Consider the following 13,910-nt stretch of genomic DNA (forward strand, 5'->3'; position numbering starts at 1 on the left):
TTACTTACAATAACCCTCTAATTTTCAATGCCACTATCAAAAAACTCAAAGCTTCAATTAACTACTAGCATTCAATAATCTCGAAATCCTTTTAACTATGAAATAAGAAAACCGAAAAAATTATTTGATTCTAAAGACAATAGCCGCTCATCGTCACCTGCCTTATATTTTAAGAAAACCCCTGAGAACGGATCGTCACTATAATTTACTCCAACTATGCTAACCTCCTGCTCAGTTTTAAATGACTGGGAATAAATTGACATCATGGAAAACTTATCATCCTCATCCACCTCAAACCATGGAACGATGTTTTCAACTAAACGTGAATTAACAATCCCATCATTACCGATGTAAACCTCAAAAATAGCCTCACCTGATATAAAGTAAATCCTGTCATACATCGGGTGAAAAACCGGCGGCGTATCCGAAGCTATGTAGCCAGTGACAACTGTATCACTCACCCCAAATTTAATTACATGCCCACTAAACTTACTCATATACTCCATAAGCTAACGCCAGAATGAAAAATCAGATATGAAAATTTCGTTTATTATCACCCCAGCAGGAATATAGTTTATCGCATCGGCGATCTCATCATATGGAGGTGGGAGGATAAACGAAACACCAAAGTCATCATTAATAATGATTGAACCATTGTATATTTTCTGTGATTTCGCCAGCTTGATTATATCTATTATTTTCATTCCTGGGAATATGATTCCATTGTAGCCCCCTTGATAATGAGCATTACATCCAAGTGACAAAATGACACCATCTTTATCAGTTACGACGGTCAAGGTATTGTCGACTGTATATGACTTTCGCTCACTCCCGTCAGGTAGGAAGTAGTTTTTAATCTTAACGCTAAATCTGGAGTGCATTTCATTAATATATAATGAAATATTTTCATTTATAACGACATTCCCTATAGAAACACCAGACACAATCCTAGCGTTAAAATCAATCATGTTAGATACCGTAATATTAAATGATTTATCAATGTGTACGGATGGATATTTCAAAACTATCAAACCTGCTCGTTTCGATACTTTTAATTCTAGATATTCAGAACCGACTGAGAATTGTCGGCTCTAACAACATCACTTGTTTTAATCATTAAAAACTAGAGTGTTTCTCTCAAGATTGTGATCTTTTATATAGCTATTCTCCCATTCAAAATAATCATCCGGTGCTGTACGAGGAAAACCCTTCTCAAAATATCTATCACCATGTGACATTACCATACCCCAATAATATTCATCCTCATGGCCTAACATACAGGCCTCCATAAAACTCTTGGGTAGTGTTGTAAACATAGGTGTATTGTTAATTATGTAACTTGCTTCCTCTTCACTTTTTCTTCCATAAAAAACAATCACTCCATAAATAATATGGACCCAAGAATAAAAATTCATAATGACACTTTCATTTTTATTAGATTCATTCAAAAATACCAGCTTATCAATTAATCTATTATTTTCAAACATATTAATCATTACCCACCTAGATTATACACCGTGTCACTTACTTCCAATAACGCACTAATCCGATCAATGTAACACCAGAAAATATCCGCCGAACAGTCGCCGTTGTCACATCACTCCTGCGACAACCGACGGTGCTGCCACAGGAGGCTTATAAACTCTTCGAACTATGTGGTTAGTAAGAGAGAGTATTACCCTCCTATTAAGACACTTATCTTGGTTTAAATGGATGAAGACATTGTTTAAAGACTTCCCTCATAGTCTCGTCACTCATTTTACTTAAAGAATCATGTTGATATTTATTAATTTTTTTCATTACTGCAATCTCATTATCCGGGTTTTGTATGTCATAAAACTTTCGCTCAAACTCTCCAAGATAATCAATATCAATCAACTTATCAAAGAAACTATTGATTGCATAACTGCCAGCATACTCTAATGACTCAACATCATCACAAGAAAACTTAACATACATTATAAGTTTCTTCAGTGCACTAATTTCAGCCTGAGTAATAATCATTTTCTTTTTATTTTCATCCACCACAACTCCCCCTTGCCTTAATCTGATTAAAGGTTAATTTACTTCTCGTTTCATAATTCATTTTAGATACTATGGAATAAGGATTTCCCCCAGAGTAAAGGACGTCTTTTAATTTCAGCCTTCCATTATGAATGTATTCAAGGGCGGATGACTGTTTTATGTTACTCATTTGCACAGGATCTGCTTTAAAGATAATGGCATAATCACCTCTTCCTACATGCTTAGGATCATTAATAAGAATGTCCCGCATGACATCGTTAGGTGACATAAGTATATCTGTTATATAAACCTTCCCCTTGGCGTTAGCCTCGAGAACTCCTGTTTTCATTATACTCTCAAAACCGCTTTTATCCGTATAATGTATAAAGACACTATCACCACTCAACCCCAGCGGATCCACCCATATCAGCGGGTTCGGCGCATACTGATACAGGTTCAACCCGCCGCGCAACCCTATCGGATCCTGCGTGGTGAAACGCCCCACCTCGGGTTCGTAGTAGCGGAACAGGTTGTAGTGCAGGCCGCTTTCGTCGTCCTGATATTGCCCGGCGTAGCGCAGCGGCTGCTGATATTGCGCGCCCTGCAGCTTGCCGAAGGTGTCGTATTGCCCGGACCAGCACAGGTTGCCCGCCGCGTCGGTCACTTCCAGCGGCGCGCTGTTCAGATCGGTGTGATACCAGTAAATATCTGCCGAGCGGCTGTCGCCCGCCTGCTCCAGCGCCGCCAGCGGGCTCCATGGGTCGTTATTTAAAAGCCATCATTGCATAAAGACGAGCATTTAAAATTAGTAAATCAAACTCAGATCAATAATCTTTATAACTAAGTTCTAAGCAACGATACAAACTCTTTAAATGCTTCTATTACAGTTTCCTCGCCTGATAATTCTCTTCGTTCATTAATTATATAGTTCCCGGTTTCAACATCAATGATCTCCAACATACAAGATGCATCATCCCACACAGTAAAACGCGCAATCTTAGTATCATCATCTATATCAACAACCAGACTATCTGTAAAATCATTAGCATTGTACTTAACTTCATAATGGCTATTAGATAAGATCCAATCACTTATTTTTTTGAGCATGTTGAAATTCCTGATTCTGTTTTATGAGCCTTAACCTCAATGTTTTTCACAGTCGGCATTTCTGGTACTGGTAGCCCCTTACGTTTGGCTAATCTCCCCTCCAACGAGTCAGGACCAACTATTTTTGCCCAACCTTCATTGGTCTTGATTAAAGATCGTTCAGGCACTTCGAATTCAACGTACATAGTACCCGGTTTAGCTTGTTTTCCAAACGCATCAATATTTGCAGGTGATGCTACATGGGTTGTTCCCGTTGTGCTTTGCACAACCTTACCTGTGGAAACCATTTTTTCGTATTCTGCCGGTCCCATCCAGCGACCAACAGTAACCTCACTCAACCCCAGCGGATCCACCCACATCAGCGGGTTCGGCGCATACTGATAAAGGTTTAACCCACCGCGTAACCCTATCGGATCCTGCGTGGTGAAACGCCCCACCTCGGGTTCGTAGTAGCGGAACAGGTTGTAGTGCAGGCCGCTTTCGTCGTCCTGATATTGCCCGGCGTAGCGCAGCGGCTGCTGGTATTGCGCGCCCTGCCGCTTCGCCGCGCCGGCCACCGTCTGGCCCTGCAGCTTGCCGAAGGTGTCGTATTGCCCGGACCAGCACAGGTTGCCCGCCGCGTCGGTCACTTCCAGCGGCGCGCTGTTCAGATCGGTGTGATACCAGTAAATATCTGCCGAGCGGCTGTCGCCCGCCTGCTCCAGCGCCGCCAGTGGGCTCCACGGGCTGGCCGGATCGTAGCTCCAGCTGCGGCGGCTGCCGTCGTCGCGCTGCTCCTGCAGCAACCGGTAGCCCTGCCACAGGAAACGGGTCGTCTGTTCGGTTTTGCCCTTGTAGCGCACCGCCTTGCGGCTGCGGCGGCCCAGCGCATCGTAATGGTACTGCGCCTCGAATTCGCCCTGCGGGCCGCGGCCATGCGCCTGCACCAGCCGCTTGTCGGCGTCGTAGCGGTAGTGCTGTTCATACAGGCCGTTACGCCGGCTGATCAGGTTGCCCCAGGCGTCGTAACGGTAAAACAGTTTTTGCCAGTGCGTCAGCCGGTTATCGGCGATCGGCGCCAGCGGCAGGTGCGCGTCGATGTCGCTCTGCGGGCTGCGCTCGCCCAGCAGGTTATCCGCCAGACGTACACCAGCCGCGCGCCCGGTTTGCCCTGATTGGGCTCGCGGTGTTACAGCAGACTGTCTGCTCTACAATAAATGATTGGAATATTTAATTTCATATATTTTTTAAAGAGCAGGGCATTATTTTTTCACGACTTAATTAATCAAAGAAAGGATTCCTATGAACGTCCTGGCTTCATCACCCCTATGAAATCTACTTTATCTAGATATATCTAGCGTTTAATCGCCAAGTAATAGTCGAGAAGCCGTGAAGCCTTTTCGACTATATCAAGCTACCTCAACAATAAAACAATCGAAGGCTCCTGGCCTTTTTCTTTGCATTTTAAGCTTACATTTTCAATAGTGAATATTAATGTTTCCTTTATTTCCTCCGATGCTAAAGAGAAATGATGAAGCTCCATTAATAAATACTCAGAAGCTGCTACATGAATCTTCGTCATTTCATCTTGCGGATAGCGCAAACTGAAAAAACAATCAATTAATGCATTGATATTCCTACCAAAAAAATCAGGAAACCCAAATAAACCAGACAACTCAGTATAAAAATCATCCAGCGTTTTTATCTTGGAAAAATCTATTTTGACTTTCCGCCCTATTTCCATTATTTCCACCCTCCAAGATCGATCTCTATAAACGAATCATAATGATCATGAGTATAATAAGCTTTGCCTGTCTTCGTATCAACTACCACACGCCTCGCTCCATTCCCACCTACATCTGGTGTCTTAACAGTCCATTCTTTATATGGTCCACTACCAGTGTTAAGACGCTGGCTATTAGAGTTGCCAATAGAGTGCGTATTGCTAAATGTTGTTCCATCATTTGAATAATGAGGTTTGTTTAATTTAATTCTATCAACTGTGTTTTGTAGCTCACGCATATCTCTTTTAGACATTGCGTGCCCCCATTTATCTTTAATGACCGCATGTGCCTGCTTAGGATTTTTAGCAGAATGGCTACATGTCAACCCAAACGGATCCACCCACATCAGCGGGTTCGGCGCATACTGATACAGGTTCAACCCGCCGCGTAACCCTATCGGATCCTGCGTGGTGAAACGCCCCACCTCAGGTTCGTAGTAGCGGAACAGGTTGTAGTGCAGGCCGCTTTCGTCGTCCTGATATTGCCCGGCGTAGCGCAGCGGCTGCTGATATTGCGCGCCCTGCCGCTTCGCCGCGCCGGCCACCGTCTGGCCCTGCAGCTTGCCGAAGGTGTCGTATTGCCCGGACCAGCACAGGTTGCCCGCCGCGTCGGTCACCTCCAGCGGCGCGCTGTTCAGATCGGTGTGATACCAGTAAATATCTGCCGAGCGGCTGTCGCCCGCCTGCTCCAGCGCCGCCAGTGGGCTCCACGGGCTGGCCGGATCGTAGCTCCAGCTGCGGCGGCTGCCGTCGTCGCGCTGCTCCTGCAGCAGCCGGTAGCCCTGCCACAGGAAACGGCTCGTCTGTTCGGTTTTGCCCTTGTAGCGCACCGCCTTGCGGCTGCGGCGGCCCAGCGCGTCGTAATGGTACTGCGCCTCGAACTCGCCCTGCGGGCCGCGGCCGTGCGCCTGCACCAGCCGATTGTCGGCGTCGTAGCGGTAGTGCTGTTCGTAAAGGCCGTTGCGCCGGCTGATCAGGTTGCCCCAGGCGTCGTAACGATAAAACAGTTTTTGCCAGTGCGTCAGCCGGTTATCGGCGATCGGCGCCAGCGGCAGATGCGCGTCGATGTCGCTCTGCGGGCTGCGCTCGCCCAGCAGGTTATCCGCCAGATCGTACACCAGCCGCGCGCCCGGTTTGCCCTGATTAGGTTCGCGGTGTTGCAGCAGGCGGCCTTCGGCGTCGTAACCGTAGTGCACTTCGCCGCGCAGCGCGTCGCTCACCCCGGCCAGCTCGCCGCGGCCGGTGTAGCGATAAGCGCGCCACAGCACGCCGTCTTCCGGCCGGGTCAGTTTGTCGTGGCCAAAGGCGCTGCTCTGCCAGCTGCGGCGGCCCATGGCGTCGTAACGCCGCTGCTGCTGCAGCGCGCCCTGGCTGCGGCCGGTTTCCCGGTGCAGGCGATCGCGGGTGAACTCGCTCACCACCTGCTGGTTGAATTTAATGGCGCTGGCGTGGCCGGAGCCGTAATACAGCCACTGCAGGCGATCGCCCTGCGGCAGCGTCAGCGCCTGCAGATTAGCCAGTGCATCCCACTGGTATTGCAGCTCGCCGTTCACGCCCTGCTCGCCGAGCAGCCGCCCGGCGGCGTCATAGCGCATCTGCACGCTGTCCGGCTCGATGCCCAGCGCCGCGCCGCTCGCCGTCGGCAGGCGGTTCAGCTCGCGCAGCCGCCCCATGGCGTCGAAGCGGTAATGCCATTCCGCGCTGGCGTTGCCGCGCCAGACCAGCTGCCCGGCCTCGTCGAAGCGGAAGCGCTGTTCGCGCTGCGTCAGCTCGCCCGTGCTGCCCGGCAGGCCAACCTCGCGGTGTTCCTCCAGCAGCCCGGCCGCGCCGTAGCGATAATAGTGGCGGGTGTCGTCCGGGCGCTCTTCGGCCAGCACGCGGCCCACCGCATCGTAGCTGAAGCGGTAGTCGCCGCCGTTGCCGTTCTCCAGCCGCGTCAGCCAGCCCTGCGGGCTGTAGTGATAGCGCCGGGTGCGGTTGATGCGGTCGGTGATGCTGACCGGCAGCCCCAGGGCGTTGTACTGCCAGCGGGTCAGGCTGCCCAGCGCGTCCTGATGTTCGGCCAGCTGGCCGTGCGCATTCCAGTTAAAGCGCTCTTCGCCGCCGTCCGGGTGGATCAGGGTGTGCAGGCGCCCGCCGTTATCCCATAGGTAGCGCGTCTGGTGGCCTTCGGCATCGGTCTGCGCCGTCAGTTGCCCCAGCGCATCGTAGGTATAAGCCGTGACGCTGCCGGAACAGTCGGTGTAGCGCGTCAGCTGGCCGCGGGCGTCCCACTCCAGCTTCACTTCCCCGCCCAGCGCGTCGATCACACTAGCGGGCAGGCTCTCTTCGTCATCCGGATAGCGGTACAGCGTGGCATTGCCCAGGGCATCGACATAGCGCGTCGGGCGCCCCAGCGTGTCCCAATGCTGCGCCTCGCTGCTGCCGTCCGAGTACGCGACGGCGAACAGCCGGCCGCTGTTGCGCGAATATTGATAGCGCGTCACGCGGCCGAGCGGATCGGTCTCCGACAGCAGGCGGCCGTAAGGGTCCCATTCGCTCTGGCGCTGCGCGCCGCCGGGCAGCAGCACGCTGCACAGCTCGCCGCGTTGGTAGATAAAACCGTAGCGGCGCTGGTCGAAATCGGTGTACTGCGCGACGTTGTCGTCGTCATCCAGCCGCCACTCCGCCCGCTTGCCGTCGCCGCGCACCGCGCTGCGGCGCCCGCCGGCGAAGTCATAGCCGAACTCAAGGGATTCCCCGGCGCTGTTGCGGTAGGCCGTCACGCGCGGCACGCCGTCGATCTCTTGCCATTGGTATTCGTTCAGCAGCCCGGCGGCGTCCTGGTGGCTGATCATCAGGCCGTCGCGCCAGCCGAAGCGGCGCGTTACCTCACCGGCGCGGTTGCTCACCGTCGTCAGTTGGCCCTGCTCATCGTAGCCGTAGCGCGCCAGCGTCCGTTCGCCTTCGGCGGTTTGCAGCGCCACTTCGCGCAGGCGGCCCTGCGCATAGCGGCACATCAGGCGCTGCCCGGCGCTGTCCACCAGTTCGCTCAGCAGCCCCTCGTCGTCGTAAAACAGCGAGGTGGCGTTGCCGATGGCGTCGGTGATCATGCTGAGCCGGCTCGGCTGGTCGCCCGCCAGCGGCGGGTAGTGGAAAATCTGTTCGCCGACGTCAAACAGCTGCCAACTGCCGTCGTCGTTGTGCATCAGCCAGCATTTTTCGGCTTCGCAGTAGGTTTTGTGGCCGCGCGGCACCATAGGGAAAGCGACGAAGTCGCCGGAAGGGGCGCGCCACACCAGGCCGTCCTGATACGGCTGCAGGCTGCTCTCCCAGAACAGGTTCCAGCCGCGGCCCAGTACGCTGTCGCCGGGGTTGCCGCTGCGCCAATAGCGCTGCCAGGCGACCGGCAGGCGCGATGGCAGCACGAAATCGAGATCGTCTTCGCCGTCGAGGAATTTCTGGCCGCTGACGATATCCACCGGCCGGGCGATAATGCCGACGGCGGCGGTGGCGGTCATCAGGGTGCCGGCGCGGCAGGCGATGCGCGCCAGTTTGTTGATGCCGGGCAGCTTGCCCAGCAGTTTGCCGAGCGCCCCCAGCTTGCCGGCGGCGCCGCCCACGCCACCCACCAGGCCGGCGAACAGCAGCGTCAGATCAGAGACCTTGTACAGCCAATCCGGCACTTCGGGCTTGATCGGCAAAGTGGTGACGGTACCGCCGCCGATAAACACGTTGGGCGAGCCTTCCATCACCTGCGCGTCGCAGTTGGTTTTGTCCCCCACGCGCGAGGCGGGCTGGCCGTTGATGCTGACCTTGTCGGAACCCTGCGCCATCTGCATGCTCGGGCCGTCGTCGCTGCAGGCCACCTGGCTGTTGGTGGCGAGCGCGGCGGGTTTGCCGTTGATGAAGACGTTGGGGGAGCCGGTGACGATATTGCCTTTGGGGGTCAGGCTACCGGCACCGGCGTCGGCAATGCCGTCGCGCGCCGCGGTGGCCGCCTCCCCGGTGAGATACCCCACCGCCAGGCTGGCGCCGATGAGCAACACGCCAACGCCAATACAGGAAGCCGCCAGGCCGGCGACGAACAGCGCACCCGCCGCCACCGCGCCTGCGGCGGCGATCAGGCCGCCGACAAGGGTGCCGGCAATCATGCCGGCCAGGGCATGGGAATGCCCGATGGTATCGCCGACGCGGGCCGCTTCGGTCATCGTAAGGTCCTTTTACGTGAAGGGTTCATCGTTATGCCGCCCGGTAGCTGCTCAGCACCTGCAACAGCAGCGCGTCGTCTTGCGGCATCAGCTTGCGCGCCATCGCCAGGGTGAACACCAGCACCCGGCCCTCCGCCAGCGCGAACACCGCCTGGTTTTGCCAGATGCGCTTGCCGTCGCGCAGGTAGCTGGCGCGCACCCATTCACCGGCGGTTAATCCATCGCCCAGCGTCGCCGGCTCGCGGCTTTTAAACGCCCAGCCTTTCAGCCCCTGCGCCAGCGCATCGAGCTGGCGGGTGACGTAGCCTTCCAGGTTTTCCGCCGGCTGCAGCGCATCGCGGGAAATATTGATTGAGGGGGAAACATCATCGCCGGCCAACAGCACGTTGACGGTGCGATCGGCATAGCCTTCCGGCAAAGCGACGCTGCCTTCGCTGAAAGCGCAGCGGGATAAAGCGGACATGCGAGGATCCTTTTGCATAAATAATGCTTAAGCATCGCATAACTTAGCCTTGAAATAAAACCATCAGGCACCGCCAATGTTGCGCGGCGTGACCGCGTTCACTGTGTGCAAGGCCGTGGCCGGAACCTTGCCCGGGATCGGGCCGTAACATTACAGAATTATCTGAAACCATCGGCGCGCCGACGCCCTGATTATGGCTATACTCGGCTATCGTCCGTTTTTCAGGAGATCAGGATGCTGAGATTCACCCGTAGCGCGCTGCTGTGCGCCACGCTGGCCGCGTTCCCCGCCGCCGCCGAAACGCCGAAGTTCGGCCCGGAGCTGCAGGGTTTTCACTACCCTTATCCGTTGCAGCAGTTCAGTTTCACCTCGCAGGGGCAGGCGTTAAAAATGGGCTATATGGACGTGCCGCCGGAAGGCGCCGCCAACGGCCGCACCGCGCTGTTGCTGCACGGTAAAAACTTCTGCGCCGCCACCTGGCAGGACACCATCAAGGCGCTGAGCAAGGCCGGCTACCGCGTGATCGCGCCGGATCAAATCGGCTTTTGCTCCTCCACAAAACCGGCGCATTACCAGTACAGCTTCCAGCAGCTGGCGCAAAACACCCACGGCCTGCTGCAGAACCTGAAAATCAGCCGGGCCATCGTCATCGGCCACTCCACCGGCGGCATGCTGGCCACGCGCTACAGCCTGATGTATCCGCAGGCAGTGGAGCAATTGGTCATGGTCAACCCGATCGGCCTCGAGGACTGGAAGGCCAAAGGCGTGCCGTGGCGCAGCGTCGATCAATGGTTCGAGCGCGAGCTGAACACCACCGCCGAGGGCATCCGCAACTATGAGCAGCGCACCTACTACGGCGGCAACTGGAAGCCGGAGTACGATCGCTGGGTGGATATGCTGGCCGGGCTGAACAACGGGCCGGGCCATCGCCTGGTGGCGTGGAACTCGGCGCTGATCTACGACATGATCTTCACCCAGCCGGTGTATTACGAGTTCAAGGATCTGCAAACCCCCACTACGCTGATGATCGGCACCGCCGACACCACCGCCATCGGCAGCGATATTGCCCCGCCGGCGGTCAAGGCCAGGATCGGCCACTACGCGGAGCTGGGCAAACAGGCGGCGAAGCTGATCCCGCACGCCACGCTGATCGAGTTCGCCGGGCTGGGCCATGCGCCGCAAATGGAAGAACCGGAGCGTTTCCATCAGGCACTGCTCAAGGCGCTGCAGCCCTGAGCGGCCGGTTGGCGTAGCCGCCGCGCGGCGGCTAAACTTTCAGCTGGCACTCAACGGCAGGAGACAGCCATGCGACAGATTATTGCCAGCGCCTTCGTCAGCCTCGACGGCGTGATGCAGGCGCCGGGCGGGCAGGACGAAGATCGCAGCGGCGGCTTTCAATTCGGCGGCTGGACAGCCCCCTACTGGGATGACGCCATTGCGGAAACGATGGGCGATCTTTTCTCCGCGCCGTTCGATCTGCTGCTGGGGCGGCGCACCTACGACATTTTCGCCGGCTACTGGCCGCAGATCACCGACGAGGCCGATCCGTTTTCCGCCGATATCGCCCGCGTGTTCAATCAGGCCACCAAGTACGTCGCCACCCACCACGGCGAGACGCTGGCGTGGCAGAACAGCCAGTGGCTGGGGCGGGACATCATCGCCCGGCTGCGCGAGCTGAAGCGCACCCAGGGGCCGGTGCTGCTGGTGCAGGGCAGCAGCACGCTGATGCAGCAGCTGCTGGCCAACGATCTGGTGGACGAACTGCGCCTGCTCACCTACCCGGTGCTGCTCGGCGGCGGCAAGCGGCTGTTCGATGACAACGCGGCGCCGGCGGCCTTTACGCTGGCCCAATCGGTGGTCTCGCCCGGCGGCGTGATCGTGGCCCACTACCGCCGCGCCGGCGCGGTGGCGACCGGCTCCTTCGTGGCGGAAAGCGCGGCGGCGGCCCAGCCGTAAAAAAAGGGCCGTTCGGCCCTTTTCTCTTTCCCCTTCATCGCCCTCAGGCAAACAGAATATCGCTCTGCTCCACCTGCCCGACCACATGGATCTTGAAATCGGCGGCGTAGCTGTTGCTGTGGGTGTTCATCAGCAGATCGGTGGTGCCGTTGAAGGCGTCGAAGTTGAGCTGGATCTCGCCTTTCTGGCCGCTGAAGGCGCTGCCGCTGTCGATAAAGCGCAGCTCGCTCAGGCTGTTGTTGAAGCGCAGGCCGGAGAGATCGATCTTGTCGATGCCGTGCTCGAAGTCTTCAATCACGTCGAACGCCGCCACCGTGGACTCTTTGGCATTGAGATAGACGAAATAGTCGGTGAAGTTGTTGGCGTCTTTGCCGCCCCACAGATGATCCGCCCCCAGGCCGCCGTACAGGATGTCCGAACCGGCGTTGCCCGCCAGCAGGTTGTCCTGATCGTTGCCGATGATCACATCGCGCCCGCTGCCGCCGATGGCGTTCTCGATGATCGCCCCGCGCGCGATGGCGACGTTCTGCGTGCCGCCGCCGACGCTGGAGAACGCGCCGTCGTTCAGGTTGATCATCTGCTGCTGGCTGTAGCCGAAGAAGTCCAGCGTGTCGTTGCCGCCGGCGTCCCACACCGCGAAGTTGACCGGTTTGCCGTTGTCCGCCGTGGCGGTCAGGAAATCGCGCCCGGTGTTGGAGTTGAAGCCGTACACCGTATCGCCGGTGCGGGTGCTCATGTTGGCGCCGTACAATTTTTGGATCGCGGCGATGTCATCCACCATCGGGCCATAGCCATACACCCCTTTGGTGTCGGCGCCGGTGTAACCGGCGTTGAAATAGCTCATGATCGAGTATTGCAACGAATCCTGGTAATAAGCCGCGTCGTTCTGGTAGCTCGGGTTGCCCAACGAGGCGTCATAAGATCCCGGGTGCGCCAGCCCCAGGGCATGCCCCAGCTCGTGGGTGAAGGTCTGGCTGCTGAAGTCGCCGCTAACCGGCGCCTGATGGGTGGCGAAGTTTTTGTTGAACCACACCGTGCCGGCAAAGGCGTTATCGCTGCCCGGCTTGGAGCTCGGCGGGTAATAGGCGTACGCGTTGATGGCATTCGGGCCGCTGCCGGCGGCGGTGCTGCCGTCGGCGCGCTGGGTGAAGTACGCGAAGGTGATGTCCGCGCGGTGGTTGATATCGGTGGACGCCGCCTCGGTAAAGGTCACATTCGCCACGTCGGCCCAGGCCTGCATCGATTTCAGCGCCTGTGTCTGCGCCGCCTGAGTCAGCGGTTGCAGCCCCTTGTCACCGTCACCGGTCTGGCCGATGCGGTTCAGCGCGCTCTGCGTCAGGAAGGAATAGGTCAGCGCCACCGGCTGGTGATAGACCTGATCGCCGTTGTGCGTCAGGCCCGACCGCGTCAGCTGATCGGCGGCGCGATCGAAGCTGAAGTTATCGCGGATTTTACCCAGGTTGTTGATGGCGGCTCCGCCGCGCTGGTTGCTGTACAGGTTGGCGTTGTCCAGCGTTAACAGCGCGCCGTAGCCTAACCCATCATAGAGGCTGCCGGGCTGGTGATAGTAAAATTGATAGTTATGATCGTTGGGGGATGTGGCGGACAGGCTGGTGAACTCATCGTCATCTTGCAAAATATCGTTGTGGCGACTGCTCATTGCATTCTCCTTTTACACAGTAGGAATCCACTCGCTTTGTAAGACTATTCATCAGTCGTTCTAATCTAAGCCAAGGCTTAGGATTGACCAGTATAGTAATTAACCCCGACGGCGCGACCCGACGCCGCCGTGCATCATCGCGCCGGGCGTTAAGACGGAAATAATCATAACGATTTGTATTAGCGCAGTATTAATGAGAAAGATAAGCGTATCGGCGGGCTAATGACTCGTCTTTATGGGCATGTTATCGCCGGTTAGATCAGAATTATCGAGGATTAAAAAAGCTAATCCTTGCCTCATCATCCCGCTGGGAACGTGCTAAGGTGTGAACGGACAGCCGAAAGGAGTGACCCGATGCCAACCCATTTCCTTATGCGCGCCTTGCGCCGCGCCAGCCTGACAGGAGTCGTTATGAGCGTATTGTGCAGCAGTGCCCTGGCCAGTTCACTGCCGTTGCTGGAACCCGCCGCGCTGAAGGGCGATTGGCAGCTCGCCGCCATCGGAGACGGTAAAACCGTCTGCGAGGTGCAGCTGAGCGACGAGGTGGTGGCCAACACCAACGCCTTCCGCTTCAGCGCCTCCGCCCAGTGCCTGCAACCGCTGGCGCTGCAAACGTTGCCGGTCGCCTGGCGGCCGACGCCGGACGGCATGACGCTGACCGACGCCGAAGGCAGCATGGTGGCGTTTCTGGCCCTGACCGCGCCAAAGCGCTATGAGCTGATCGATCGCGGCGGCCCTTCGCGCTTTGTGCTGATCCCGCGCTAATCC

The 13,910-nt window shown here is 56.3% G+C and carries 12 protein-coding genes and 2 pseudogenes; 3 read left to right on the forward strand and 11 right to left on the reverse strand.

Annotated elements, in window-relative coordinates; all coding sequences use genetic code 11:
- Positions 1–95: 95 nt before the first annotated feature.
- The 10 genes and pseudogenes from ACUXAC_RS07665 to ACUXAC_RS07710 all read right to left on the reverse strand — a co-directional run bounded on the left by ACUXAC_RS07665 (position 96) and on the right by ACUXAC_RS07710 (position 9,526).
- Positions 96–497, reverse strand: coding sequence for a hypothetical protein (locus ACUXAC_RS07665; RefSeq protein ID WP_387441078.1), 402 nt, complete (start codon positions 495–497; stop codon positions 96–98).
- 12 nt (positions 498–509) lie between these two features.
- Positions 510–968: a hypothetical protein gene (locus tag ACUXAC_RS07670; protein WP_149559880.1), complete on the reverse strand. Its 459-nt coding sequence runs from the start codon at positions 966–968 to the stop codon at positions 510–512.
- Positions 969–1,109: 141 nt separating this feature from the next.
- Positions 1,110–1,496 (reverse strand): hypothetical protein, encoded by a 387-nt coding sequence (locus tag ACUXAC_RS07675; RefSeq protein WP_387441077.1) that lies wholly within the window; start codon positions 1,494–1,496, stop codon positions 1,110–1,112.
- Between the two features lie 199 nt (positions 1,497–1,695).
- On the reverse strand, positions 1,696–2,025 hold the full coding sequence (locus ACUXAC_RS07680) for a hypothetical protein (RefSeq protein WP_236553314.1): 330 nt from the start codon (positions 2,023–2,025) through the stop codon (positions 1,696–1,698).
- A pseudogene (locus tag ACUXAC_RS07685) lies at positions 2,018–2,764 on the reverse strand (RHS repeat domain-containing protein); the annotation flags it as partial. The gene ACUXAC_RS07680 and the pseudogene ACUXAC_RS07685, both read right to left, overlap by 8 nt.
- An 80-nt stretch (positions 2,765–2,844) precedes the next feature.
- Entirely contained in the window at positions 2,845–3,111 is a 267-nt protein-coding gene (locus ACUXAC_RS07690; RefSeq protein ID WP_060418624.1) for an immunity protein TriTu family protein, read from the reverse strand.
- A pseudogene (locus ACUXAC_RS07695) lies at positions 3,096–4,279 on the reverse strand (RHS repeat domain-containing protein); the annotation flags it as partial. The gene ACUXAC_RS07690 and the pseudogene ACUXAC_RS07695, both read right to left, overlap by 16 nt.
- A gap of 225 nt (positions 4,280–4,504) precedes the next feature.
- On the reverse strand, positions 4,505–4,834 hold the full coding sequence (locus ACUXAC_RS07700) for a barstar family protein (protein WP_060387732.1): 330 nt from the start codon (positions 4,832–4,834) through the stop codon (positions 4,505–4,507).
- Complete coding sequence (locus ACUXAC_RS07705; protein ID WP_454266577.1) at positions 4,834–9,063, reverse strand: RHS repeat-associated core domain-containing protein; 4,230 nt, start codon at positions 9,061–9,063, stop codon at positions 4,834–4,836. Before ACUXAC_RS07705 ends, ACUXAC_RS07700 begins: the two co-directional genes overlap by 1 nt.
- A gap of 31 nt (positions 9,064–9,094) precedes the next feature.
- Entirely contained in the window at positions 9,095–9,526 is a 432-nt protein-coding gene (locus tag ACUXAC_RS07710) for a DcrB-related protein (protein ID WP_387441925.1), read from the reverse strand.
- Positions 9,527–9,760: 234 nt separating this feature from the next.
- Between ACUXAC_RS07710 and ACUXAC_RS07715 the strand changes: the two genes are divergently transcribed.
- Together ACUXAC_RS07715 and ACUXAC_RS07720 are read left to right on the forward strand one after the other, a co-directional pair.
- Positions 9,761–10,762 (forward strand): alpha/beta fold hydrolase, encoded by a 1,002-nt coding sequence (locus tag ACUXAC_RS07715; protein WP_141959154.1) that lies wholly within the window; start codon positions 9,761–9,763, stop codon positions 10,760–10,762.
- Between the two features lie 69 nt (positions 10,763–10,831).
- On the forward strand, positions 10,832–11,482 hold the full coding sequence (locus tag ACUXAC_RS07720) for a dihydrofolate reductase family protein (protein ID WP_197847707.1): 651 nt from the start codon (positions 10,832–10,834) through the stop codon (positions 11,480–11,482).
- Positions 11,483–11,525: 43 nt separating this feature from the next.
- Here ACUXAC_RS07720 and ACUXAC_RS07725 read toward each other — a convergent pair whose 3' ends face one another.
- Positions 11,526–13,142 carry a serralysin family metalloprotease gene (locus ACUXAC_RS07725; protein WP_387441927.1) on the reverse strand — a complete coding sequence of 539 codons (1,617 nt, stop codon included), beginning with the start codon at positions 13,140–13,142 and terminating at the stop codon, positions 11,526–11,528.
- Between the two features lie 411 nt (positions 13,143–13,553).
- Here ACUXAC_RS07725 and ACUXAC_RS07730 point away from each other — a divergent pair, with 411 nt between their 5' ends.
- On the forward strand, positions 13,554–13,907 hold the full coding sequence (locus ACUXAC_RS07730; RefSeq protein ID WP_197779011.1) for an AprI/Inh family metalloprotease inhibitor: 354 nt from the start codon (positions 13,554–13,556) through the stop codon (positions 13,905–13,907).
- Positions 13,908–13,910 lie beyond the last annotated feature (3 nt).

The organism is Serratia sp. 121840015-1 (assembly GCF_053627655.1).